This window comes from Streptomyces sp. NPDC055632, assembly GCF_053618675.1.
In genome coordinates this window covers 80871-102450 of sequence record NZ_JBSHHY010000002.1, presented here as the reverse complement: position 1 = coordinate 102450, position 21580 = coordinate 80871, and the positions used below count along the sequence as shown (strand labels likewise).

The 21580-nt window shown below is 71.3% G+C and carries 27 protein-coding genes and 1 tRNA gene; 6 read left to right on the top strand and 22 right to left on the bottom strand.

Annotated elements, in window-relative coordinates; all coding sequences use genetic code 11:
* Nucleotides 1–9 precede the first annotated feature (9 nt).
* Nucleotides 10–453, bottom strand: coding sequence for a MarR family winged helix-turn-helix transcriptional regulator (locus ACWGSR_RS03035; protein WP_366373111.1), 444 nt, complete (start codon nucleotides 451–453; stop codon nucleotides 10–12).
* Between the two features lie 214 nt (nucleotides 454–667).
* Between ACWGSR_RS03035 and ACWGSR_RS03030 the strand changes: the two genes are divergently transcribed.
* The gene (locus ACWGSR_RS03030) at nucleotides 668–898 is read left to right on the top strand and encodes a hypothetical protein (protein WP_453563187.1); all 231 of its coding nucleotides are present in this window, start codon (nucleotides 668–670) and stop codon (nucleotides 896–898) included.
* A gap of 107 nt (nucleotides 899–1005) precedes the next feature.
* Here ACWGSR_RS03030 and ACWGSR_RS03025 read toward each other — a convergent pair whose 3' ends face one another.
* Entirely contained in the window at nucleotides 1006–1146 is a 141-nt protein-coding gene (locus ACWGSR_RS03025; protein ID WP_453563185.1) for a hypothetical protein, read from the bottom strand.
* A gap of 57 nt (nucleotides 1147–1203) precedes the next feature.
* On the opposite strand from ACWGSR_RS03025, the gene ACWGSR_RS03020 reads away from it, so the two are divergent.
* Nucleotides 1204–1860: a hypothetical protein gene (locus ACWGSR_RS03020; RefSeq protein ID WP_453563183.1), complete on the top strand. Its 657-nt coding sequence runs from the start codon at nucleotides 1204–1206 to the stop codon at nucleotides 1858–1860.
* A gap of 156 nt (nucleotides 1861–2016) precedes the next feature.
* Here ACWGSR_RS03020 and ACWGSR_RS03015 read toward each other — a convergent pair whose 3' ends face one another.
* The 8 genes from ACWGSR_RS03015 to ACWGSR_RS02980 form a co-directional block, all read right to left on the bottom strand.
* A complete protein-coding gene (locus ACWGSR_RS03015; protein ID WP_376231019.1) occupies nucleotides 2017–2931 on the bottom strand; it encodes an RNA polymerase sigma factor SigF in 915 nt (304 codons plus the stop codon).
* Between the two features lie 233 nt (nucleotides 2932–3164).
* Nucleotides 3165–4010 carry an RNA polymerase sigma factor SigF gene (locus ACWGSR_RS03010; protein ID WP_376231020.1) on the bottom strand — a complete coding sequence of 282 codons (846 nt, stop codon included), beginning with the start codon at nucleotides 4008–4010 and terminating at the stop codon, nucleotides 3165–3167.
* Between the two features lie 268 nt (nucleotides 4011–4278).
* A complete protein-coding gene (locus ACWGSR_RS03005) occupies nucleotides 4279–4572 on the bottom strand; it encodes a Dabb family protein (RefSeq protein WP_376231021.1) in 294 nt (97 codons plus the stop codon).
* A gap of 9 nt (nucleotides 4573–4581) precedes the next feature.
* Entirely contained in the window at nucleotides 4582–4746 is a 165-nt protein-coding gene (locus tag ACWGSR_RS03000; protein ID WP_163013800.1) for a hypothetical protein, read from the bottom strand.
* A 415-nt stretch (nucleotides 4747–5161) separates the two neighbouring features.
* Nucleotides 5162–5246, bottom strand: a tRNA-Ser gene (locus tag ACWGSR_RS02995).
* Between the two features lie 125 nt (nucleotides 5247–5371).
* On the bottom strand, nucleotides 5372–5800 hold the full coding sequence (gene tadA, locus ACWGSR_RS02990; protein WP_453563632.1) for a tRNA adenosine(34) deaminase TadA: 429 nt from the start codon (nucleotides 5798–5800) through the stop codon (nucleotides 5372–5374).
* A gap of 89 nt (nucleotides 5801–5889) precedes the next feature.
* Entirely contained in the window at nucleotides 5890–6426 is a 537-nt protein-coding gene (locus ACWGSR_RS02985) for a tRNA adenosine deaminase-associated protein (protein WP_453563181.1), read from the bottom strand.
* Nucleotides 6427–6764: 338 nt separating this feature from the next.
* A complete protein-coding gene (locus tag ACWGSR_RS02980; RefSeq protein ID WP_376231023.1) occupies nucleotides 6765–6974 on the bottom strand; it encodes a hypothetical protein in 210 nt (69 codons plus the stop codon).
* A 92-nt stretch (nucleotides 6975–7066) separates the two neighbouring features.
* On the opposite strand from ACWGSR_RS02980, the gene upp reads away from it, so the two are divergent.
* Entirely contained in the window at nucleotides 7067–7702 is a 636-nt protein-coding gene (upp, locus tag ACWGSR_RS02975; protein ID WP_366373101.1) for a uracil phosphoribosyltransferase, read from the top strand.
* An 88-nt stretch (nucleotides 7703–7790) separates the two neighbouring features.
* Here the strand turns inward: upp and ACWGSR_RS02970 are convergent, their stop codons facing one another.
* From ACWGSR_RS02970 to ACWGSR_RS02945, 6 genes are all read right to left on the bottom strand, one after another.
* Entirely contained in the window at nucleotides 7791–8420 is a 630-nt protein-coding gene (locus tag ACWGSR_RS02970) for a LytR C-terminal domain-containing protein (RefSeq protein ID WP_376231024.1), read from the bottom strand.
* Between the two features lie 113 nt (nucleotides 8421–8533).
* Nucleotides 8534–8830, bottom strand: coding sequence for a type II toxin-antitoxin system VapB family antitoxin (locus tag ACWGSR_RS02965; RefSeq protein WP_030209440.1), 297 nt, complete (start codon nucleotides 8828–8830; stop codon nucleotides 8534–8536).
* Between the two features lie 311 nt (nucleotides 8831–9141).
* Nucleotides 9142–10695, bottom strand: coding sequence for a M28 family metallopeptidase (locus ACWGSR_RS02960; protein ID WP_453563178.1), 1554 nt, complete (start codon nucleotides 10693–10695; stop codon nucleotides 9142–9144).
* A gap of 179 nt (nucleotides 10696–10874) precedes the next feature.
* Nucleotides 10875–11825: a prolyl aminopeptidase gene (gene pip, locus ACWGSR_RS02955; protein ID WP_453563177.1), complete on the bottom strand. Its 951-nt coding sequence runs from the start codon at nucleotides 11823–11825 to the stop codon at nucleotides 10875–10877.
* A gap of 185 nt (nucleotides 11826–12010) precedes the next feature.
* Nucleotides 12011–12595 (bottom strand): RBBP9/YdeN family alpha/beta hydrolase, encoded by a 585-nt coding sequence (locus tag ACWGSR_RS02950; RefSeq protein WP_453563175.1) that lies wholly within the window; start codon nucleotides 12593–12595, stop codon nucleotides 12011–12013.
* A gap of 118 nt (nucleotides 12596–12713) precedes the next feature.
* Entirely contained in the window at nucleotides 12714–13358 is a 645-nt protein-coding gene (locus ACWGSR_RS02945) for a TetR/AcrR family transcriptional regulator (protein ID WP_376231028.1), read from the bottom strand.
* Between the two features lie 186 nt (nucleotides 13359–13544).
* On the opposite strand from ACWGSR_RS02945, the gene wrbA reads away from it, so the two are divergent.
* Nucleotides 13545–14153 carry an NAD(P)H:quinone oxidoreductase gene (gene wrbA / locus ACWGSR_RS02940; RefSeq protein WP_453563174.1) on the top strand — a complete coding sequence of 203 codons (609 nt, stop codon included), beginning with the start codon at nucleotides 13545–13547 and terminating at the stop codon, nucleotides 14151–14153.
* Nucleotides 14154–14177: 24 nt separating this feature from the next.
* Here wrbA and ACWGSR_RS02935 read toward each other — a convergent pair whose 3' ends face one another.
* Nucleotides 14178–14465, bottom strand: a complete 288-nt coding sequence (locus ACWGSR_RS02935) for a metal-sensitive transcriptional regulator (protein WP_366373094.1) — start codon at nucleotides 14463–14465, stop codon at nucleotides 14178–14180.
* A 344-nt stretch (nucleotides 14466–14809) separates the two neighbouring features.
* Complete coding sequence (locus ACWGSR_RS02930) at nucleotides 14810–15226, bottom strand: YciI family protein (RefSeq protein WP_376231030.1); 417 nt, start codon at nucleotides 15224–15226, stop codon at nucleotides 14810–14812.
* 135 nt (nucleotides 15227–15361) lie between these two features.
* Here ACWGSR_RS02930 and ACWGSR_RS02925 point away from each other — a divergent pair, with 135 nt between their 5' ends.
* Entirely contained in the window at nucleotides 15362–15991 is a 630-nt protein-coding gene (locus ACWGSR_RS02925) for a MarC family protein (protein ID WP_376231031.1), read from the top strand.
* A 43-nt stretch (nucleotides 15992–16034) separates the two neighbouring features.
* Here ACWGSR_RS02925 and ACWGSR_RS02920 read toward each other — a convergent pair whose 3' ends face one another.
* Complete coding sequence (locus ACWGSR_RS02920; protein WP_453563173.1) at nucleotides 16035–17012, bottom strand: DUF5937 family protein; 978 nt, start codon at nucleotides 17010–17012, stop codon at nucleotides 16035–16037.
* Between the two features lie 104 nt (nucleotides 17013–17116).
* Between ACWGSR_RS02920 and ACWGSR_RS02915 the strand changes: the two genes are divergently transcribed.
* On the top strand, nucleotides 17117–18319 hold the full coding sequence (locus tag ACWGSR_RS02915; protein ID WP_453563172.1) for an MFS transporter: 1203 nt from the start codon (nucleotides 17117–17119) through the stop codon (nucleotides 18317–18319).
* Nucleotides 18320–18323: 4 nt separating this feature from the next.
* Here ACWGSR_RS02915 and ACWGSR_RS02910 read toward each other — a convergent pair whose 3' ends face one another.
* From ACWGSR_RS02910 to ACWGSR_RS02900, 3 genes are all read right to left on the bottom strand, one after another.
* Nucleotides 18324–18536: a DUF4287 domain-containing protein gene (locus ACWGSR_RS02910; protein WP_376231034.1), complete on the bottom strand. Its 213-nt coding sequence runs from the start codon at nucleotides 18534–18536 to the stop codon at nucleotides 18324–18326.
* A gap of 79 nt (nucleotides 18537–18615) precedes the next feature.
* Complete coding sequence (locus ACWGSR_RS02905) at nucleotides 18616–20871, bottom strand: FtsX-like permease family protein (RefSeq protein ID WP_453563170.1); 2256 nt, start codon at nucleotides 20869–20871, stop codon at nucleotides 18616–18618.
* Nucleotides 20868–21542, bottom strand: coding sequence for an ABC transporter ATP-binding protein (locus ACWGSR_RS02900; RefSeq protein ID WP_376231036.1), 675 nt, complete (start codon nucleotides 21540–21542; stop codon nucleotides 20868–20870). Before ACWGSR_RS02900 ends, ACWGSR_RS02905 begins: the two co-directional genes overlap by 4 nt.
* Nucleotides 21543–21580: the final 38 nt, after the last annotated feature.

Here is a 21580-nt window from a genome sequence, read left to right as displayed (position 1 = left end):
CCTTCGTTCTCAAGCGTGGTGGGCCCGGCAGTCCCCGAAGGAATCGCGGAGGCGGGCGAGCAGGGTGGTGAGCAGTTCGACGTCTTCGTCGGACCACTCCACGAGGGTGCGGGCGAGCATGTCGGTCAGCCGTCGGTCGAGGACGGCGAGCATGGACTCGCCCGCCGGGGTCAGGTGGAGGATGCGGGAGCGCCGGTCGGCGGGGTCGGGCAGGCGCTCGACCCATCCGCGGTCCACGGTGTGGGCCACGTGACGGCTGCTGACCGACACGTCGACGGCCATCAGCTCGGAGACGCGGCCCATCCGCATGTCCCCGTGGTGGTTCAGCAGTGCGAGGACGATCGCGGAGCCGCCGGGGCACTCGGCGGGCAGGGTCCGCGCGAGTCCGCGCTTCACCGCTCCGATGGCGCTCACCTGGCGGGCGAGGTTCTCGTACCGATTGCCTCTGTCCATTGCGTACTCCACCGCGTGTTCCACCGCGTGCTCCACATATCTTGTTGCTTAGGGCAACCATAGAGATGGATGGTTGCTCCAGGCAAACTAAATCGGTCAAACGGCGCTAAAGAATCGGCAAAGGGGGGCCCGGGGAACCGTGCGCGGCCCCTCGCGCGGGCCCCGGGACGGCCGGGGTTGGGCGGCCCGGCCGACTTCGCTAGGGTCCTGGCCCATGGCACACAACCCCCAAGCACCGTACGGCCAGGGCCAGGGCCCTGAGGGCTCCTACGACCCCGCCGGCAGCACCCAGATGTTCCGCGCCTTCGTCGACGAGGGCGCCCCGCAGCAGCAGCCGCAGGCCGTCGCCGCCGCCTCCTCCTCGGGCCCTCGGGTCGGCCTGATCGTGGGCGTGGTCGCGGCCGTCGTGATCCTGGCGGCCGTCGCCTGGCTCGCGCTCAGCTGACCGTTCCGTACGTCCCGCACGCCCAGGGTGGGCCGGTTCCGCACCGCGCGGACCGGCCCGCTCTTCTTTTTGCCGACCTGCCCCCACGGCGCCCTCTGCGACACCCTCTACGGCGTCCTCTGCGCCGTCACGGAGTCCAGCGACGGCGCGAGCACCTCGAAGGCCCGCTCGATCAGCGTGCCCGGATCCTCCGCGCCCTCGCCCCCGCTCCACCGGCGCAGCACGGCGTCGAAGGCGGCCAGCGCCATGCCCGCGGCGAGCCGGGGACAGAGGTCGGTCCCGGGATCGCGCCGGACCTGCTCGACGTGCGCCCGCTCGACCTCGCCGACCTCGACTCGGTGCGGGCCTTCGCCGGGCGGATGCGGGAGGAGCGCTCCCGCCCGGACGTGCTCGTCAACAACGCGGGCGTGATGGCCCCGCCCCGTACGGCTCGGCCCCCAGGGGGGTGTCTTGTCGACCTGCCGGCCGCCGGGCGGGGCCCCCGGGGGGTCACCGTCAGCTCGATCAACCGCCGCCGGGGCGGGACGCGCTTCGACGACCCGGACGGCGAGCGCGGCTACGCGCCCATGGCCTTCTGCAACCGGTCGAAGTTCGCGAACGCCGTCTTCGGGCGGGAGCTGCACCGGCGCCTGACGGAGGCGGGCAGCCCGGTCCGGAGCGTCCTCGCCCACCCCGGCCACACCGCCACGGGCCTCCAGACCAAGGCGTCCGGCCCGGCCAAGGTGGTCTTCGGGTACATCGGCAATCCGCTGTTCGCCCAGTGCCCAGTGCCCAGCGCCCGGAGCGCGGCGCGCTGTCCCAGCTGTACGCGGCGACCGATCCGGCGGTGGAGGGCGGCGGGTTCGTCGGCCCCGGCGGGCCGGCCGAACTGCGGCGCGGCGACCCGACCCGCGTACGGCTCTCCGACGCGGCGGCCGATCCGGAGACGGGCCGCCGGCTGTGGGAGCTCTCGGAGCGCCTGACCGGGGTGCGGTTCCCGGTGGCCGCGGCCGGACAGCGGTCGCCGCCGGACGGCGACCGGCCCCCTCGTCGGCACACCGCCGTCCGAGGGGGCCGGTCGACGGCCGTCCGAAGAGGTCGGGTCCGAGGGGGGCCGGTCGAGGGCCGTCCTGAGGGGGTCAGTCGGAGATGAGGCCGTCCCGGAGCTGGGCCAGGGTGCGGGTGAGCAGGCGCGAGACGTGCATCTGGGAGATGCCGACCTCCTCGCCGATCTGCGACTGGGTCATGTTGGCGAAGAAGCGCAGCATGATGATCTGCCGCTCGCGGGGCGGGAGCTTCGCGAGCAGCGGCTTGAGCGACTCGCGGTACTCGACGCCTTCGAGGGCGGTGTCCTCGTAGCCGAGGCGGTCCGCGAGGGAGCCCTCGCCGCCGTCGTCCTCGGGCGAGGGGGAGTCGAGCGAGGAGGCGGTGTACGCGTTGCCGACGGCGAGGCCGTCGACCACGTCCTCCTCCGACACCCCGAGCACGGCGGCGAGTTCGGGGACGGTGGGGGAGCGGTCGAGCTTCTGGGCGAGCTCGTCGCCGGCCTTGGTGAGGGCGAGGCGCAGCTCCTGGAGGCGGCGCGGGACCCGCACCGACCACGAGGTGTCGCGGAAGAAGCGCTTGATCTCGCCGACGACGGTCGGCATCGCGAACGTCGGGAACTCCACGCCCCGTTCGCAGTCGAAGCGGTCGATCGCCTTGATCAGGCCGATGGTGCCGACCTGGACGATGTCCTCCATGGGCTCGTTGCGGGAGCGGAAGCGGGCGGCCGCGTACCGGACGAGGGGGAGGTTGAGCTCGATGAGGGTGTCGCGGACGTAGGTCCGCTCCGGGCTGTCGGCCGCGGCGCCCTCCGTGTCCAGGGCGCGCAGCCGCAGGAAGAGGGAGCGGGAGAGGGTGCGGGTGTCGAGGGCGCCGGTCGTGACGGGCATCGGCGGCGGCGCGGGCTCCGTGCTCTCGGGCGCCGTCGGCGCCGTCGTCTGCATGGGCACGGGAACGACGGGAACGGGCGTGAGCGTGAGCACCTTGGAGCTGTCCAGTTCTGTGGACATGCCACCCCCTTGAGGTCGCGGACGGTCGCGGTGCCGCGACCATCTGAGGAACGCAGCCACCACCTGAATACCGGCGGCGGGGCTGCGGCAAACGCGGTTCCAGCAGAATGTCACATGTCGGCAACACGCTGTAGTGACTTGTCGACACAATGCCCGCGCGAATCCGCAGGAAACAAGGGGTGTTCGGCATGTGGTGCGTGCAGAACTGCTCCGGACCGGTCTACCCGTTCCGGTTACGCTTCGATCCTGTTTGCGGATCTCAATCGCGCGAAGCTGCGCGCGAGGAGCCTTGACACGTGCATCTGGGAGACGCCGAGTTCCTGGCTGATCTGAGACTGGGTCAAGTTGCTGTAGTAGCGCAGCATCAGGATCCGCTGTTCCCGTTCGGGCAGTTGTACGAGAAGGTGCCGGACCAGGTCCCGGTGTTCCACCCCGGCGAGTGCGGGGTCCTCGTAACCGAGCCGGTCGAGCAGCCCCGGCAGCCCGTCGCCCTCCTGCGCCGCCTCCAGGGAGGTGGCGTGGTACGAGCGTCCGGCCTCGATGCAGGCGAGCACCTCGTCCTCCCCGATCCGCAGCCGCTCGGCGATCTCGGCGGTGGTGGGGGAGCGCCCGTGAGCGGTCGTCAGGTCCTCCGTGGCGCCGTTGACCTGGACCCACAGCTCGTGCAGCCGGCGGGGCACGTGCACGGTCCGCACGTTGTCCCGGAAGTAGCGTTTGATCTCGCCGACGACGGTCGGCATCGCGAACGTCGGGAACTGCACGCCCCGGTCCGGGTCGAAGCGGTCGATGGCGTTGATCAGGCCGATGGTGCCGACCTGGACGACGTCCTCCATGGGCTCGTTGCGGGAGCGGAAGCGGGCGGCCGCGTAGCGGACGAGCGGCAGGTTGGCCTCGATGAGGGCCCCGCGCACCCGGTCGTGCTCGGGGGTGCCCGGCTCAAGGCCCTTGAGCTGCCCGAAGAGGACCTGGGTGAGGGCGCGGGTGTCGGCGCCGCGGGTGCTCTGGGGGCGCGTGCGCGGGGCCTCCGGGCCGCCTGCCTCGTGCTGGGGCGGTACTTGAGGTGCTGTACTGGCCGGCACGTTCACGCCACCTCTTTTGGCTGGTCCTGCTGGTCGACTGGTGTCAACTACGGTCAACTCATCCGTCAAAAGCGGTCATAGCATCACAAGACATGTCCACTGTGTGCAAGCACCCCATAACCACGTGTTGAGGGCGTGGAGGGAGGGAAGAGAGGGCCGGATGGGGGTCGGCGCGGAACCGGCGCGGTACGGGCGGGGGCGGGTGAGGGGCCGGAAAACGCCGAGGCCCCCCGCCGTGAGGGCGGGGGGCCTCGGCCGTGACCGGGGGTCAGAAGGCGTAGTCGGCGATCACCCAGGTGGCGAACTCCCGCCACTGGGCGACACCCGCCTGGTGGGCCGGGTGCTCCAGATAGCGCTGGAGGGCGTCGGTGTCCTCGACGGCCGAATTGATGGCGAAGTCGTACGCGATCGGCCGGTCCGTGATGTTCCAGTCGCACTCCCAGAACCGCAGCTCCGGAATCTGCTCGCCGAGCGCCCGGAAGGCCTCGGCACCCGCGACGACGCGCGGCTCGTCACGGGCGACGCCGTCATTGAGCTTGAACAGGACCAGATGGCGGATCACGGAGGGCTCCTAATTGATGAGTTCGGTCATGAACTCGCCGACACCCTGGGCGGCGCTGGAAATGCCCTCGAACCCTACCTGGACCAGATCCGCCGCCCTCGCCGGGGACGTGACGATCGTGTACAGCACAAAGACCACGACCGCGTACAGCGCGACCTTCTTCGCCTGCGCCATTTCCAGCCCTCCCCTGTTCCCCCGCCGTACGACCGCGCCACTCTAACCGAGCCTTTACGGACCAAGGGCCCGGAGAACGAGGACTTTTGCCGCCCGCCGGAAGGGTGCCGGGCGCGCAGTATGGATGTCGGGCCCGGAGGACCAGGCAGGAATCCGAGGGCCCCGGAACCGGCCCGCACTGCAGGGTCCGCGCCGCGAGGCTTCCCCCGACGGCGGCACGGACCGGAGGGCCCGGTTCTCACCGGGGGGAGCGGCTTGTCCCCCCGATGCCGCTCCCCCCGACCGACGTCACCCTGCCGGAAGGCCCCGGCCCGCGGACGAACGCGGGCCGGGGCCCTTCCCGTACGGGGAGCCCCCACGGGGCCCGCACATGCCGAAGGGCCCGGCGCTGATGCGCCGGGCCCTTCGATCGAAGCGGTAGCGGAGGGATTTGAACCCTCGGTGAGTTTCCCCACACTCGCTTTCGAGGCGAGCTCCTTCGGCCGCTCGGACACGCTACCGAGAGAGAGCTTAGCCGAAACTGGCGCTGCGATGAAATCCGTATCCCGGCGCAGGTCGGAGCGGGGCCGGCGGGGGTGTCGGCAGGGGCTTCAACAGGGCTTCAGCAGGCGCGTCAGCGGGTGCTTCAGCGGGTGCGGAAGAAGGCCGTGAGCCGCCGGGCGCACTCCTCGCCGAGCACGCCGTGGATCACCTCGGGGCGGTGGTTGAGCCGCCGGTCCCGCACGAGGTCCCAGAGCGAGCCCGCCGCGCCCGCCTTCTCGTCCGGGGCGCCGAACACCACCCGCTCCACCCGGGACTGGACCAGGGCGCCCGCGCACATCACGCACGGCTCCAGGGTCACGACCAGCGTGCAGCCCGTCAGGCGCCACTCCCCGGTCACCGCGGCCGCCCGCCGCAGGGCGAGCACCTCGGCGTGCGCGGTGGGGTCGCCGACCGCCTCCCGCTCGTTGTGCGCCCGCGAGAGGACCTTCCCGTCCGGGCCGAGCACGACCGCGCCGACCGGCACGTCGCCGGCCGGCCCGGCGGCCTCCGCCTCGTCGAGCGCGAGCAGCATGGCGTCCCGCCAGGGATCCCGCAGGGGATCCGGTGCGGGACCGGCCGTGGAGCCGGTCCCGGCGTCGGGAACAGGTGCCGCGGGAACCACTAGCGGACGGCCTCCAGGACCTCGCCCGCGCCCAGCGCGTCCGCGATCTCCGAGAGCGCGTCGGTCTCCAGGGCGAGCAGATCGGCCGGCGGCAGGCCGAGGTCCGCCAGGATCAGCCGGTCGCCCACCGGAGCGGCCGGGACGGCCTCGGCGGCCACGGAGCCCGCCTCGTCGTCCTCGTCCCCGTCGGCGTCGAGCGGTTCCCCGTCCTCCGTGCCGTCCAGGTCCAGCGACTCCAGCTCGTCGGCCAGGTCGTCCAGAGCGTCACCGAGGATCTCCCGGGTGAGCATCTCCCCGTACGAGGAACGGGCCGCGGCCGCCCCGTCCGAGACGTAGATGCGGGGGTCCTCCTCCCCTTCGATCCGGACGATCCCGAACCACGCGTCCTCCTGCTCGATGAAGACGATCACCGTGTCGTCGTCCGAGGCGTCGCGGGCCAGCTCGACCAGATCCGACAGGGTCTCCACGTCGTCGAGCTCCGTGTCGCTCGCTTCCCACCCGTCTTCGGTGCGCGCGAGCAGTGCGGCGAAGTACACCTGACTCTCTCCCACTGATCAGAGGTGTGACGTTCCGGTGGCGCGGTCCTGAGCCCCGCCCCCTCGGCATCGTGACAGAAACGGCGCCCGCAGGAGAGGTCTTCGGCTCTTGCGTCGTGCATCAGTCTGAACGTCCCCGCTATCGGGCGGGCGCGCGACCCCGGCGCACTCGGGGGGCGCGCGGCCGGTCCCGGCCGGTCGTCGCTGGTCCGGGCCCGTTTCCACCGGTCACACCGCGCCCGGCGGTACGCACGCGTTCCGGGGCTCCCCGCCGGCCGGGCGCGCCGGGACCCGCCCGTAACGCCCGTACCACCCGCACGGCCCGTACCGCCGCCGCTTCACCAGCGGAAGGTCCGCATCCGCATCGCCTGCCGCATCCGGGCCGCCCGGGCGCGCCGGGGCTGCACGCGTTCGCGCAGCGCCTTCGCCTCGTGCAGCTCGCGGAGGAACTGGGCACGGCGCCTGCGCCGCTCCGCGTCGGTCTCCGTCACCGGCGTCCGGGCCGCCCCCTCGGCGGGCCCCTCGGCCGGTCCTTCCAGGTCGGACATCTGCCACACCACCCCATCACCGGGTCCGTGTGCCCCCACCTTCCCCCAGTGGCGCGGATCGACGCCAGTGCGGGGCGGGCTACTGTTGAGGCATGCGTCTCCACGTCGTCGACCACCCCCTGGTCGCCCACAAGCTCACCACCCTGCGCGACAAGCGCACGGACTCCGCGACCTTCCGGCGTCTCGCCGACGAGCTGGTCACCCTGCTCGCCTACGAGGCCACCCGGGACGTGCGGACCGAGCAGGTCGACATCGAGACCCCGGTCACGACCACGACCGGTGTGAAGCTGTCGCACCCGCGCCCGCTGGTGGTGCCGATCCTGCGCGCCGGTCTCGGCATGCTCGACGGCATGGTCCGGCTGCTCCCGACCGCCGAGGTCGGCTTCCTGGGCATGATCCGCAACGAGGAGACGCTGGAGGCGTCGACCTACGCCACGCGGATGCCGGAGGACCTCTCGGGCCGCCAGGTGTACGTCCTGGACCCGATGCTGGCGACCGGCGGCACGCTGGTCGCGGCGATCCAGGAGCTGATCAAGCGCGGCGCGGACGACGTGACCGCGGTCGTGCTCCTCGCCGCCCCGGAGGGCGTCGAGATCATGGAGCGCGAGCTCGCGGGCACCCCCGTCACCGTCGTGACGGCCTCGGTCGACGAGCGCCTCAACGAGAACGGCTACATCGTCCCGGGCCTCGGCGACGCGGGCGACCGCATGTACGGCTCGGCCGAATAGGCCTCCTGGCCGTAAGGGCCGTAAGGGTTGTAGGAGCTGTAGGGGCTGTAGGGGCCCGTACGGGCCCCCGGGCCGGTCACGGCGGTCCTCAGCACTTCCCGGTCGGAGCGGGCGCGGGCTTGGTCAGGGCGACCAGGGCCGCGTCCGCCGTCGTTTTCGGGGACAGGTTCTTGAAGGCGGTCCCGATGATCAGGTCCACGTCCGCCGTGGCCCGGGTGTCCGTCCTGGTCGTGGCGCCCGCGAGCTGGGTGCCGAGGACCGGGAAGGCTCCCTTGGCGGCGGCGGGCGCGCCGAGGAGCAGTCCGGCGCCCGGGACCTTCTTGTCGTAGGCGGCGGGCGCGTTCCCGACCTTGCCGACCTTGAAGCCGCGCTTCTTGAGCTCGTCGGCCGTCGTCTTGGCGAGTCCGCTGCGCGGGGTCGCGTTGTAGACGTTGACCGTGATCTGCGCGGGCTTGGGCAGGGCTGCGGCCGGTGCGGCGGTCGGCGTGGGCGCGGGCTTGCAGTCGGCCGTCTTTCCGGCCACCGTCTTCGCGCCCGCGTCGCCGGAGAACACGTCGACGAGCTGGAGCGTGCCCCAGCCGGCCGCGCCGAGCACGACCACGGCGGCGGTGGCCGCGAGGACGATCCTGCGCCGACGGTGGGGGCGGCGCATGCGCGGGTAGACATCCCCCGTGATGCGGTACTTTCCGCCCATGCCGGGGGGAGTGAGCATGCTCATGAGCGCAGCGTAATGCCGCTCGTGGGCGATGCCTACTTGATGATCATGTGATCGCGTCCGGATGGGGTGGAACTGACCCCGAAAGGGTCAGCGGCCACCCTTCCGGGCGACCGTCAGTCCAGTTCGAGGACGCGGGCGTGCAGCACCTGGCGCTGCTGGAGCGCCGCGCGGACGGCCCGGTGCAGTCCGTCCTCGAGGTAGAGGTCGCCCTGCCACTTCACGACGTGCGCGAAGAGGTCGCCGTAGAAGGTGGAGTCCTCCGCGAGCAGGGTCTCCAGGTCCAGCTGGCCCTTGGTGGTGACCAGCTGGTCGAGGCGGACCGGGCGCGGGGCGACGTCCGCCCACTGCCGGGTGCTTTCCCGGCCGTGGTCGGGATACGGCTTTCCGTTTCCGATGCGCTTGAAGATCACACGGAAAGCCTACCGGGCGAGCGGCTCCCGGCGCAGCCACGCCCGCCCGCTGGGATGCCGGTGCAAACCGGGACGAACCGGGATCCGGGTGCCGTCACGCGCGCGAGCGGGCCGTCACCGCCCCGGGACGAGGGGCCCGGAGGACCCGGAACGGAGGGCCCGCACCCGCTCCCGGCCCTCCGCTCCGGGCCCCGCTCCCGGGCGGCGCCCGTCACCCGGACGAGCGGCCGGGAACGGGCCAGGGGCTCCCCTCCGGCGGCGGTCCGCCGGAGGGGAGCCCCTACGGGCCGACCCGTCGGTGCTTGCTGGGCTTACTCGGTGACCTCGTGGTGGTCGTCGTGCAGGCCGCCGCCGCTGCCCGCGTCACCGGTGGTCGGGACGGAGACGACCGGCTTGCGGAGCGAGGAGATGTCGTGGGCGTAGGTGCCCACGGCGTTGGCGATGACGTCGATGTTGACGTCGAACGCCTTCAGGTTGACGTTGCTGAGGTTGTCGCCCTTGGCGTGGTAGTTCACGTCGTACGCGACGCCCGCCTGGCCGCCGAACTTGGCCGCCTGGCCCGCGGTCTTGATGCCCTCGGCGCCGGTGAAGGTGCCGCCGGAGGGGATGCCGACCTCGATGAACGGGCCGTAGTCGGAGCGGCCGGTGAAGTCGGTGCCCTCGTGCGGGTGCCCGTTCTTGTCGAGGAACTCGTTGATGTCGCGCTCCAGCTGGGCCGAGCCCGCGGGGCCCGCGCCGGCGCCGACGCCGTCCGAGTCGTCGCCGTCGTACACGAACAGGCCGTAGTTCGGCGAGGCGATCATGTCGAAGTTGAGGTAGAGCTTGATCTCCTTCTTGTCGAGCGCCGTGAGGTTCTGCACGTAGTGCTCGGAGCCGAGGAGGCCGTTCTCCTCCGCCGACCACCAGGCGAAGCGGACCTTGTTGCGGACCTTGTCCTTCGACTCGGCCAGCTTCAGGGCGGCCTGGAGGAGGCCCGCGGAGCCGGAGCCGTTGTCGTTGATGCCGGGGCCCGCGGTGACGGAGTCGAGGTGGGAGCCGAGCACCACGGTGTTGGCGGCGTTGCCGGCCTTGGTCTCCGCGATGACGTTGTTGGTGGAACGTATCTGCTGGAGCTGGCGGATCTCCACGGAGAGGGTGACCGGGCCCTTGGCGAGGTCGGCGGCGAGCGCCGTTCCCTCGGCCAGGGTGATGCCGCCGGTGGGGATCTTCCCGGAGGCCGCGTCCCCGAGGGTGCCGGAGAGGACGCCGTCGGCGTTGTTGTAGATGACGGCGGCGACGGCGCCGGCGTCGGCGGCGTTCTGCTGCTTCACCGCGAAGGCGCAGCCGCCGCGCTTGATGAGCGCGATCTTGCCGGTGAAGGCGCCGGCGGCGAAGTCGCCCGGCTCGCAGCCGGTGGTGGCGTCGGCGTCGACCGGCACGGCCACGAGCTCGGCCTTGACGCCGCCGACCGGGGTGGACTTGGTGTAGGTCATGGCCTTGATGTCGAACGCGCGGGGCGCGGGGGTGACGACGGAGGCCTTCTCGGCGAGCGTCTCCGTGTACTCGAAGTCGAACTTCTGGTACCAGACGTTGTAGCCGGCCTTCTTGAGCTGCGTGTACACGTACGCGGCCGAGGCGTCGTGCCCGAGCGAACCGGCCGCGCGGTGGCCGCCGGCCGAGTCGGCTATCGCCTGGAACTTCTGCAGGTGCTTGTAGGCGTCCTTGGCGGTGGTGTCGCGGACCAGCTTCTTCGCCAGCTTGGCGGCATCACGGGCGGGTGCGGCCGTGGGGTCCTGTCCCGCGGTGGCGGGGGATGAGAGGACCAGCGGGGCGGCGAGGGCGGCGGCGGCGAGGATGGCCGCGGCTCGGCGCTGGGATGCGTTCACAGAAGTCCTTCCCGGTACGGACGAGGTTGAGGGGAAGTTAGCGATCTCGGAGGCCTTCTGTGAACAGATTCGCCACAATTCCTGCCGGGTCGAACAGGATTGAAATCTGGAATTCTCAATTCCCTTACAGATTCCGACCGTTCAGGGCTTTTGTCGGATACGTTCCCGGCGGGTTCCGGTCACGTCCTCGCGAAGCGGTCGAGGGCCGAGAGCACCAGTCGCCCGGTCTCCTCGCCGCCCAGGTGTCCGGCCCGCTCGACCACGTGCAGCTCGGCGTCCGGCCAGGCGCGGAGCAGCTCCCAGGCGGTGGTGAGCGGCCCGCCCAGGTCGAGCCGGCCGTGGACCAGGACGCCCGGGATCCCGGCGAGCCGGTGCGCGTCGCGGATCAGGGCGCCCTCCTCCAGCCAGGCGCCGTGCGCGAAGTAGTGCGAGCAGATCCGGACGAAGCCGAGCCGGGCGTCGTCGACGCGGTCGGTGTACGGGGTGCCCATGCCCTCCATCGAGAGGACGGCGTCCTCCCAGGCGCACCAGTCGGCCGCGGCCCTCTCCCGTACGGCCCGGTCGGGGTGGTTCATCAGGGCGGCGTACGCCCCGACGAGCTCTTCCGCCCCGGCCCCGTCGGCGGCCCCGGCCCCGGCCCGGAAGCGCTCGTGGGCCTCGGGGAAGAAGCGCCCGACGCCCTCGTACAGCCAGGCGGTCTCGGAGCGGCGGGTGGTGGTGACGGAGGCGATCACGATCTCGGTGACGCGCTCGGGGTGGGCCTCCGCGTACGCCAGGATCAGGGTGGAGCCCCAGGAACCCCCGTGGAGCAGCCACTTCTCGACCCCGAGGTGTTCGCGCAGCCGCTCCATGTCCGCGACCAGGTGCGCGGTGGTGTTGACGGAGAGGTCGGCGGCCGGGTCGCTCGCGTGCGGGACGGAGCGGCCGCAGCCGCGCTGGTCGAAGAGGACGACCCGGTACACCTCCGGGTCGAAGAGGCGCCGGGAGCGCGGGGAGGAGCCGGAGCCCGGCCCGCCGTGGACGACGAGCGCGGGCTTGCCCTCCGGGTTCCCGGAGACCTCCCAGTGGACGCGGTTGCCGTCGCCCACGTCGAGCAGGCCCTGGTCGTACGGTGCGGTCTCCGGGTGCATCCGGCCGACCCTACGGGGACCGCGGTGGCCCCGTCCGGGATTTCCGGCAGCCCTTACGGGATCTCGGGCCCTTGAGGGACTTCGCCGGTCCCTACGGGATCTCGGGCCCCTGAGGGACTTCGCCAGCCCCTACGGGATCTCGGGCCCCTGAGGGGCTTCACCGGCCCCTACGGGACCTCGGCGCCCTACCGGCCCCGCACCCGCACCGACGGGTCCTCGCACCACTCCAGGACCGAGGGCCAGTCCCCGTACCCGTTGGCCGGGTTGAGGTGCTCGCCGCCCGGTACGTGGTCGAGGTCGAGGCCGAGCGGACGGCCGTAGTGCAGGTCGGCGCCCTCGGGGCAGTACGGGTCGCCGTCCCCGTACACGAGGCGCGCCGCGAGGCCCGTCTCCGCGAGGTCGAGGCCGTCGGCGAAGGCGGCGATCTCGGGGATCGAGGCGGTCACCGGCGGCGAGGGCGGGGCGACGAGCAGCACCCGGTCGGCGTCCGGCCTGCGGGCCCCGGCCCGCAGCCACAGCAGGACGGACAGGCTGTGCGCGAGGACCACGAACTCGCCCCGGGCGGGCCGCTTCCCGTGCTCCTCCAGGGCGTCGAGCCACTCCGCGAGCACGGGCGCGTCCGGCGAGGGGAGCTGCGGATAGCGGACCTCGTGCCCGCGCTCCCGCAGCCGCCCGGCGAGCCAGTGCTGCCAGTGGCCGACCGGCCGGTGGTTCTGGAATCCGTGCAGGATCAGGAAGGTCTTGGCGGTGGCGTCGTTCTCGGTCGTCATGGCGTGATCGTGCGGTCCGGGGGGCCCGGAGGTCCAGACGGCTTCCGGGGTGTGGACACGGCGGTCGTGCGGAGGACGCGTACCGGTCTCGACCCCGTGGAGGACGGGCCCCGGGACCTCAGGGGCCTTCCCGCAGGGTGAGGAGCTCCCGTACGCCCGCCTTGAGGCGCTCGCCCGAGAGTTCCTGTTCGACGGCCAGGTGGTGCATGACGTCGGGGGAGAAGGGCGCGAGCAGCAGGTGGGCGAGGAGCGCGCCGTCCGATCCCGGCCTGAGCCGTCCGACGAGCAGGGCGACGTGCGTGTGCATCACCCGGTACGCGCCGCTGTGGTACCGGGCGCGGGGCGCGGCGGAGTGCGCGGCGAGCAGGATCTCGCGCTGCTCGGCGACCCGGTCGACGAGCGCGTCGAGGAAGGCGTCGAGCCGTTCGGCGGTCGGGGCGCCGGGGCCGAGCGGCGGCGGGCCGCTCATGTACGCCTCCTGGAACTGGCGCTCGCGGTCGTCGAGGAGCGCCCACAGGAGCTGGGAGACGTCGCCGAAGCGGCGGTAGACGGTGCCGACGCCGATGCCGCTGGCGTGGGCGACCTGGTTCATGGTGACGGCGTCGGGGCCCTGCTCGGCGACGATCCGGGCGGCCGCGTCGAGGATCCTGCGCCGGTTGCGGGCCGCGTCGGCGCGCTCGGGGGCGGGGGCGTCGAGCGTCGGGAGCAGGCCGAACGCGGGCGCCGCCGCCCGCTCGCCGTCCCGCGGGTTCTCGGTGCTCATCTCTGCGGACTCCTGCCCTTCTGTCCTGCGTCCCTGCCCCTCGGATCGAGCATACCCGCCCCCCTTGCAAAACGGATAGAGATCCGCTTAGCTTCGATCAGGAAAGCGGATAGCAATCCACTTCTGCGGGTCGATCCGGCCCCGATCGCGAAGGCATCGTCGCGAAGACATCGAGGAGAGTTCGTCATGTCCGTCAAGGTCGCCGTCATTTACTACTCGGCCACGGGTAGCGTCCACCACCTCGCCCGGGCCGTCGCCGAGGGCGCGGAGAAGGCGGGTGCCGAGGTGCGCCTGCGCCGGGTGCCCGAGCTCGCCCCGGACGCCGCGATCGACGCGAACCCGGCCTGGCGCGCCCACGTGGACGCCACCGGTGACGTGGAGGTCGCCGCCCTCGACGACCTGGAGTGGGCGGACGCGTACGCCTTCGGCTCCCCGACCCGCTTCGGGAACGTGGCCGCGCAGCTCAAGCAGTACATCGACACGTCGGGCGGCCTGTGGCAGCGCGGCGTCATGGCGGACAAGCCCGCGACCGCCTTCACCAGCGCCCACAACGTCCACGGCGGCAACGAGTCGACGCTGCTCGCCCTCTACAACACCTTCCACCACTGGGGCTCGGTCATCGTCTCGCCCGGCTTCACCGACCCGTCGGTGTACGCGGCGGGCGGCAACCCCTACGGGACCGCCCACCCGGGCGCCCACGGCGTCCCCGGCGAGGACGTCCTGGCCGCCGCCCGCTACCAGGGCGAGCGCCTCACCCGGATCGCGAAGCGCCTGAAGGGCCTCGCGGACGCCTGAGGCCCCGCGGCGCCCCGCCGTCGGTCACGCCAGGGACAGGAACAGCTTCTCCAGGCGGGCCCGCATGGCGTCGCGGTCCTCGCCGTCCTTGCGGCCGTCCTCGATGTCGGTCAGACACTGCTGGAGCCCGGTCGCGATGATCGCGAAGCCGGCCCGGTCGAGGGCGCGGGAGGCGGCGGCGAGCTGGGTCACGACCTCCTCGCAGTCCCGGCCCTCCTCGATCATCCGGATCACCCCGGAGATCTGGCCCTGCGCCCGGCGCAGCCGGTTCAGTACGGCCTTGAGCTCCGCGCCCGCGAGATCGAGTTCCACAACGTCTCCTCCACAGATACCCCAGGGGGTAATTTACTCCCCGGCCCGGGGCTCCGTCGTAGTCCAAGGATGACACCTGGACGGACACCTGGAGAGGACGCCGACGGGTGGCGGCCGACGGCCGGGAGCGGGAGCGGGAGCCGGAGCGGGCTTCCGGCCGGCCGACCGGCCGACCGGCCGACCGGTCCCGGGACGCTCAGCCGGTGCCGGCCCGGAACGCTCGGCCCGTTCCGCCCGTCGAGCAGGATCTCCACGTGCAGGCCGGCCAGATGGCCCGGCCCGGGTTCAGTCACGTGACCCGGCCCGACCTCGGCCAGGCGGCCCGGCCCGGGTCCGGTCCGGGCTCACCCCAGGTCCGGACCCGCCTCGTCCACCGGCCGGACGACCACCGGGTACACCGGGGAACCGGCCGGGGCCGGGCAGCGGGCCACCCGGGCGGCGATTTCGGTCACGCGCTCCAGGGAGGCGCACTCCAGGAGCCAGTAGCCGGCGACGACCCCCTCGGCCGCCGCGTACGGGTCGTCCGTGACGACCGCGTTCCCGTCGTCGTCCACCGTCACGAAGCGGGCCGTGGACGGGGCGGCGAGGCCCTGGGCGTCGAGCAGCTCGCCGTTCGCGGCGAGTTCTTCGTTGACCGCGTTCATGTGGTCGAACATCGCCTGCATCCCCGCCCGGTCCCAGGCGGGACTGCCGGCGGAGCCGCGCCCCGCCATCGCCTCGTAGTCGGCCTGCGATCCCTGGACCGTCACCAGGTACTTCATGGCGCTCTCCTTCTTGCCCGGCGCGCACGCGCCCGTCCCCCGCAGCACAGCCGGAGCCGGGCCGCCGTGCCCGACACCGCGCGGACGCGAACCCGAAAAACGGGATAAATCACTCGGCCGCCCCATGATGCAGACGTGAACGCATTCACCTTCTCCGCCGCCTTCATCACCTTCTTCTCCGTCGTCGGCCCGCCGAAGGTGCTCCTCTCCTTCGCCGGCCTCGCCCAGGTCCACCCCGCCAAGCAACTGCGGACCATCGCCCTCATCTCCTCGGGCGCGGCCGTCCTCGTGGGCCTCCTCGCCGGCATCACGGCCCCCTGGCTGCTCGACCTCTTCCACATCAGCACCCCCGCCCTCCAGCTCGCGGGCGGCGCCATCTTCTTCCTCTACGCCGTCGGCCTCGTCCTCGGCATGCACCTCGGCTCCGACCGCGCCCACCAGGACGCCCCGGACCTGGTCAGCGGGGTGCGCGAACTGCTGATGCCGTACGTGGTGAGTCCGCTGGCCCTGACGGCGGTCCTCATCGAGGCGGCGGCCCGCTCCGGCTTCAGCTGGCGCTCGACGGTCGTCGGGGCGTACGTGGCGGTCATCGCCCTCGACCTGGTCTGCGTCCTGCTCCTCACCCGGGTCCTGCTCCACACCCACCACGCCACGATCGAACTCCTCGGCCGCCTCCTGGGCCTCCTGCTCGCCGCCGTCGGCGTCGACCTGATCCTCGACGGCCTCTCCGACCTGGGGGTACCGGGCCTGGACGCACGGAAGTAGACGGCCGGGAGGCGGGGCACCGGAGCCGCGGGCGGGGACTCCCCTAGGGGTTGAGGAGCTGATCGGCGACGGAGGTGCGGGCGTAGAGGACGGAGCGTCCGCTGCGGTGGGCGGTGACGAGGCCGGCGTTCCGCAGGGCGATGAGGTGCTGGGAGACGCCGGCGGCGGAGAGCCCGGAGTGGGTGGCGAGCTGGGTGGTGGAGGCCGGGGTGTCGAGCGAGGTGAGGAGCAGGGTCCGGGAACGGCCGAGGACGGCGGCGACGGCGTCCGTGGAGGCGGTGGTACGGGGTTCCCATACGGCCCCGAACCCGCGCGCCGGATAGGCGAGTTGGGGCGGGTCGGGGTGGACGGAGCGGGTGAGGACCCGGGGCCAGACGAAGACGGAGGGCACGAGCAGCAGCCCGGAGCCGGTCTGTTCGCGGGTGAGCGCGCAGTGACGCCGTACGAGGCGCAGGGTGCCGTCGTCCCACCGTACGGTCTCGTGGAGTTCGCTCAGGACGCGGGCGGAACCGTGCTCGGCGACCTGCCGGGCCCGGTGGAAGACGTCGGCCTCCAGGACCTTCTGGATGCGGGCCCAGTAGGGGGCGAGGGCGAGTTCCCAGTAGGTCTCGATCTCGTCGGCGACCTTCGGCAGGACGGCCTCGGGGTCGTCGTGCAGGGACTGGAGCCGCCCGCCGTCACCCCCTTCCACGACCAGCTTCCGCAGGTCCTCGCGCACCTGCCCGGCGGGGGTGCGGCGGACGGCGTCGAGCTCGGCGCCGAGGGTGGGGAAGGGTCCGTCGGGGGTGGGGTTGAGGAAGTCCGCGAGGTACCCGTGGGCGGGCACGAGGGCGGCGAGCCGTCCGCGGTCGAGCCCGGCGCGGACGATCCGGGGCCGTACCTGGGCGGCCCAGCGCTGGTGAGGGGCGGAGTCGGACCGCTGGGCGAGGACCCGGAAGCTGGTGACGACCTCCCAGAGGGGGGAGACGGCGAACCGGGTCTGGGCGAGGTCGGCGGCGGAGAAACTGAGCTCGGATTCCATGCGTGCGTGCTCCCGGAGCGACGAAGTGGCGACCGAACCCCGAATGGATTCGCTCCCACCTTAATCATTGGAGGCCCCACCGAAGGAAGAAGCAATCTCCCTCCATGCCCTCCATGCCCTCGGCCTTCCGCGACCTCCCGCCCGTCGTCTGGACGCTCTTCGCCGGAACGATCGTCAACCGCCTCGGTTACCTCGTCACCCCGTTCCTGGTCTTCTTCCTCGCGTCGCGGGGAGTGACCGGCTCCGACACCTCGTACGTCCTCGGCGCCCTGGGGGCGGGCCACCTCCTCGGCCCCGTCGTCGGCGGCGTCCTCGCCGACCGCATCGGCCGCCGCCCCACCATGCTGATCGGCCTGATCGGCGCGTCGGCGGCGCAGGGGGCCCTGTTCCTCGCCCCCGGCGTCTGGACGATGGCGGCGGCCGCGCTGCTGATCAGCGCGGCGGGCAGCACCGTCTCGCCGGCCGTGTACGCGCTCCTCGCGGACGCGGTCGACAGCGAACGGCGCCGGCGCGCGTACGCCCTCTTCGGCTGGGGCGTGAACATCGGGACGGCGGTCGGGGGAGTGCTGGGCGGCTACCTCGCGGCCCACGGCTACTGGCTGCTGTTCGCGGTGGACGCGGGCTCGATGCTCCTGTACGCGCTGGTGGTGACGTTCCGCCTGAAGGAGCCGAAGCGCCCCACGAGGAACGACCGGAAGGCGGAGGACGGAATCGGCTACGGAGTGGTCCTCCGGGACCGCCTGGCCCTCCTGACCCTCCCCCTCTTCGGCATCCAGCTCTTCGTCTACTCGCTCACCGAGGTCGCGCTGCCGCTCGCGATCCGCGACAGCGGTCTCTCCCCGGTGGTGTACGGGGCGATGGCGGCGGTCAACGCGGTCCTGGTGGTGGCGCTCCAGCCGTTCGTGACGGCGTGGCTGGCGAGGCTTCCGCAGCTGGCGGTGCAGAGCGCGGGCAGCGCGCTGATCGCGGTGGGCGTGGCGCTCACCGGCCTCGCGGACGGGGTGGCCGGCTACACGGTGTCGGTCGCGGTCTGGTCGCTCGGCGAGGTGGTGGTGGCCGGCATCGCGGCGAGCGTCGTCGCGAACCTGGCCCCGGCGCACGCCCGCGGCCGCTACCAGGGCGCCTTCGGCTGGACGTGGGGCACGGCCCGCTTCGCGGCCCTGACCCTGGGCGTCACCGTGTACACGACCCTGGGCCCGGCGGTGCTGTGGTGGACGGCCCTGGTGGCGGGCACGGCCGCGGCGGCGGGGACCCTGGCCCTGGCGAAGAGGATCGAACGCCGCACGACGCACGCGCTGGCGGCGTGAGTCCCTACCCCTTGGCGGAGGCCCGGACATGGGCCACGAGCGCGTTGGCGTGCCCGTGGCCCAGGCCGTGCTCGGCCTTCAGCCAGGAGACCAGCTCCATGTGCTTGTCGAGCGGCGAGGAGCGGACGATCTCCAACCACTCGCCGATCGGCCGCCCGTACTTCTTCTCGATGGAGGGGAAGTAGCTGGCGGGACCCTTGACGACGTTCTCGGCCACGGTGATCTCCTGTACTGGCTCGGGCGGTTGCCACAGAGAAGACCGCCGTCCCGCCGGAAACTCATCGCTCCCTTCCCGGTCAATCCCGCCGGATGTGCTCGGGATCGATGTGCCGCCGCACCATGGGCACGGAGGCGAGCGCGGCCGCGAGCACGACGCCGAGCGCGCAGGCGAAGAGCAGGGGAAGCCCCTCCCAGTCCCAGTGCACCGCGCCGCCCCCGGTGATCAGATAACTGGACTCGGCAAGCCACCCGGCCACGATCGCCGCCCCCAGCCCCACGACCAACGGCAGCACCACCTGCACGACCTGCACCACCCGCAACGTCCCGGCCCGCGCCCCCAACAACGCGAGCGCGGTCACCTGCCCCCGCCGCTCCATGGCCCGATCGGCCACGGACACGACGAACGCGGCCACCCCGATGACCAGCCCGAGCACCATCCCGACGACGAGCAGACTCCGAATCACGGTCAACTGCGCGAGCGAGTCGATCACGATGCCGACGGGTTCCACGGATGCGGTGGGGGCGATGGCTCCGATGCCGTCCAGGACGGAGCGGATGGTGGCGGGGTCGGAAGAGCTGACCAGTACGAGACGGGAGTTTTCGATATGGGTACCTCGGAGGAACAGTGAGGGTGGGATGAGGAGACTTGGACCGTTGACTTCGGAAGGGTCGTAAAATTGGGCGATGATGGTAGTTTTAGGTACTGAGATTTCTTTCTTTTTCCCATCGCTCAACAGAAACGGGAAAATTTTTCCAGGTTGAGCATCCTCGTCGAAGAGGTAATTCGGGTCCTTGAGGGTCATTACTTTATTGTCGACGCATCCATGAATGGACTTACCGAAAGCAGCCAGCTGGGCGCACGTGGCGACAACTCCCCCTACGCGAGGTCGGTCCTCTTCGAGGTTCCCTTCCCATGAATTCACAGCCAATGCGTGAGAATCCACGCCATCCAGCTTGATCATTTGAGATCGCTGTTGGGTATTAAGCTCGGAAAGGGGAATGCTGTACTCCTGTACGGGAGCCGTGCGGCGGCTTACCTGATCCAGCTCGATGAGAATGCCCTGGGTGAGCGAGGCGCCGAATACGAGTAGTACGAGCCCCGTGACCACTCGCAGCGAACTTCCCGGGTCAACTTCTGTTCGGCGCATGGCCAGCGTCAACGTAAGGGATTTCGACGTTGAGGCAAGGCGTTGTGAGAGCCATGCCGTGATCGGCGCCAGACCGAGTGCGAGACCTGTTCCAGTCAGCAGGACAGCGCCAGGAACCAGCACGGCGCTGGCAGAGCCACCCGACGGATCTCGCCCCATCGCACTGAGGGCGCAGTAGCCACCGATGACCCCGAGCCCTGGCACCAGCAACAACGTCCCGTACTTCTTAGGAGGTTTGCGCTCCCCGGTCCGCCGCACACTGATGGGCGACAGCGCAGCCTGCCGTGCACCGATTCGGCTCACGATCGCAGCGAGGGCCGGACAACCCAACAGGCAGGCGATCAATGTGGTCGTCTCGGGTCGTCCGTCCGCCGGGTACCAGCGCAGCCCAGGCAGACCGATGCGCGCCATGACTTCGTTCACGCCGAGGTACCCCAGAAGCCCCAGGACAGACCCGAAGAAAACTGCCGCCACACTCTCGCCGGCGTTGACTCGCAGTGTGTCCTTCACGCTGAGGCCGACAAGCCGGAGGGCGGCGAGTCGGCGTGCACGGGACTCGCCGGACAGGCGTGCGCAGACGGACAAGAAGATGATGAGGGGAAGCAGCACGATGCACCCGAGGGTGAATCGCAGGATGTCGACGGTCGAGGGGTCGATGAGTTCGTGCTGTGTGTATGTGGACCCGAAGTAGCCCAGCGGTCTTGCTTCGCTGAGTTCGGCGGGAGGCACACCGACGTAGGCGTACAGGTCGTCGGGCCCACTCAGCCCTGCCGGCGCGATGGTGCCGATCACACGCCCGGGCACAAGCCCCGCGGCGCGAGGGTTGGCCGCCAAGACCTCTGCCAACTTTGGGGAGATGACCGCTTCGCCCGTGTGAGGGAGTTCCTTCACACCGGGAGGAGTGGGCACGGGGCCGGTTCCCGTGCGCCCGATGAAAACCCGGTGCAGGCGCTGCGAGCCGTACGGGTCCAGGAACTCTTGGTAGACGGCGTTCTTGTTGTTTCCCGGATACACCGCTCGACTTGTCACACGGGCGTCATTGGCAGCGATGATCGTAGGAATGGTGAGGGTGGCGGCAAGACAAGCCACCCCGAGCGCCGACCCAAGCGACATCAACAGAAAACGGATCCGCCCCCTGCGCCCACTGCCCCACAGCAGGCGCATCCCAAGGAGGAACGGGTTCACACCGCCACCCGCTGCGCCAGAACGCCGTCCGTCATCGTGTACTGCGTATCGGCCTTCGCCGCGACGTCCGCATCGTGGGTGACGATGACCACCGCAGTCTTCTGCCGCCGCGCAAGCTGAAGAAACTCGTCCAGCACGGCAGCCGCGTTGACGCTGTCGAGCGCCCCAGTCGGCTCATCCGCGAACACCACGTCCGGCCGGTGCACCAGAGCCCGGGCAACCGCCACGCGCTGACTCTGGCCACCCGACAGCTTCGAGGTCCTGCGACGCGCCAGGTCACTCATACCAAGCCGCTTCAACACCTGGCCGGCCATGACGTGGGCATGGTCCTTGCTGATTCCGGCGAGCCGGAGCGGAAGCGCCGCGTTCTCCTCGACGGTCAGCTCCGGCAGTAACTCCCCGTACTGGAAGACGAAGCCCAACCGTGTACGCCGCAGCGCGCTGAGCTCCCCGTCGGGAAGGCAGGACAGCCGCTCCCCGTCGAAGGTCACCGCCCCGTTGGTGGGCGGCAGAACCCCGGCGAGGCAGTACAGCAGGGACGACTTGCCCGACCCACTGCTGCCCATGATGGCGGCCACCTCGCCGCGCTTGAGGGTGAAGTCGACACCGAAGACGGCCTGCTGGGTGCCGTAGAAGAGGTCTACGCCTTCGGCGCGAAGGATGACATCCATCGTTATGCGTACTCCTATGGAGGTGGGAGCTGCTGGAA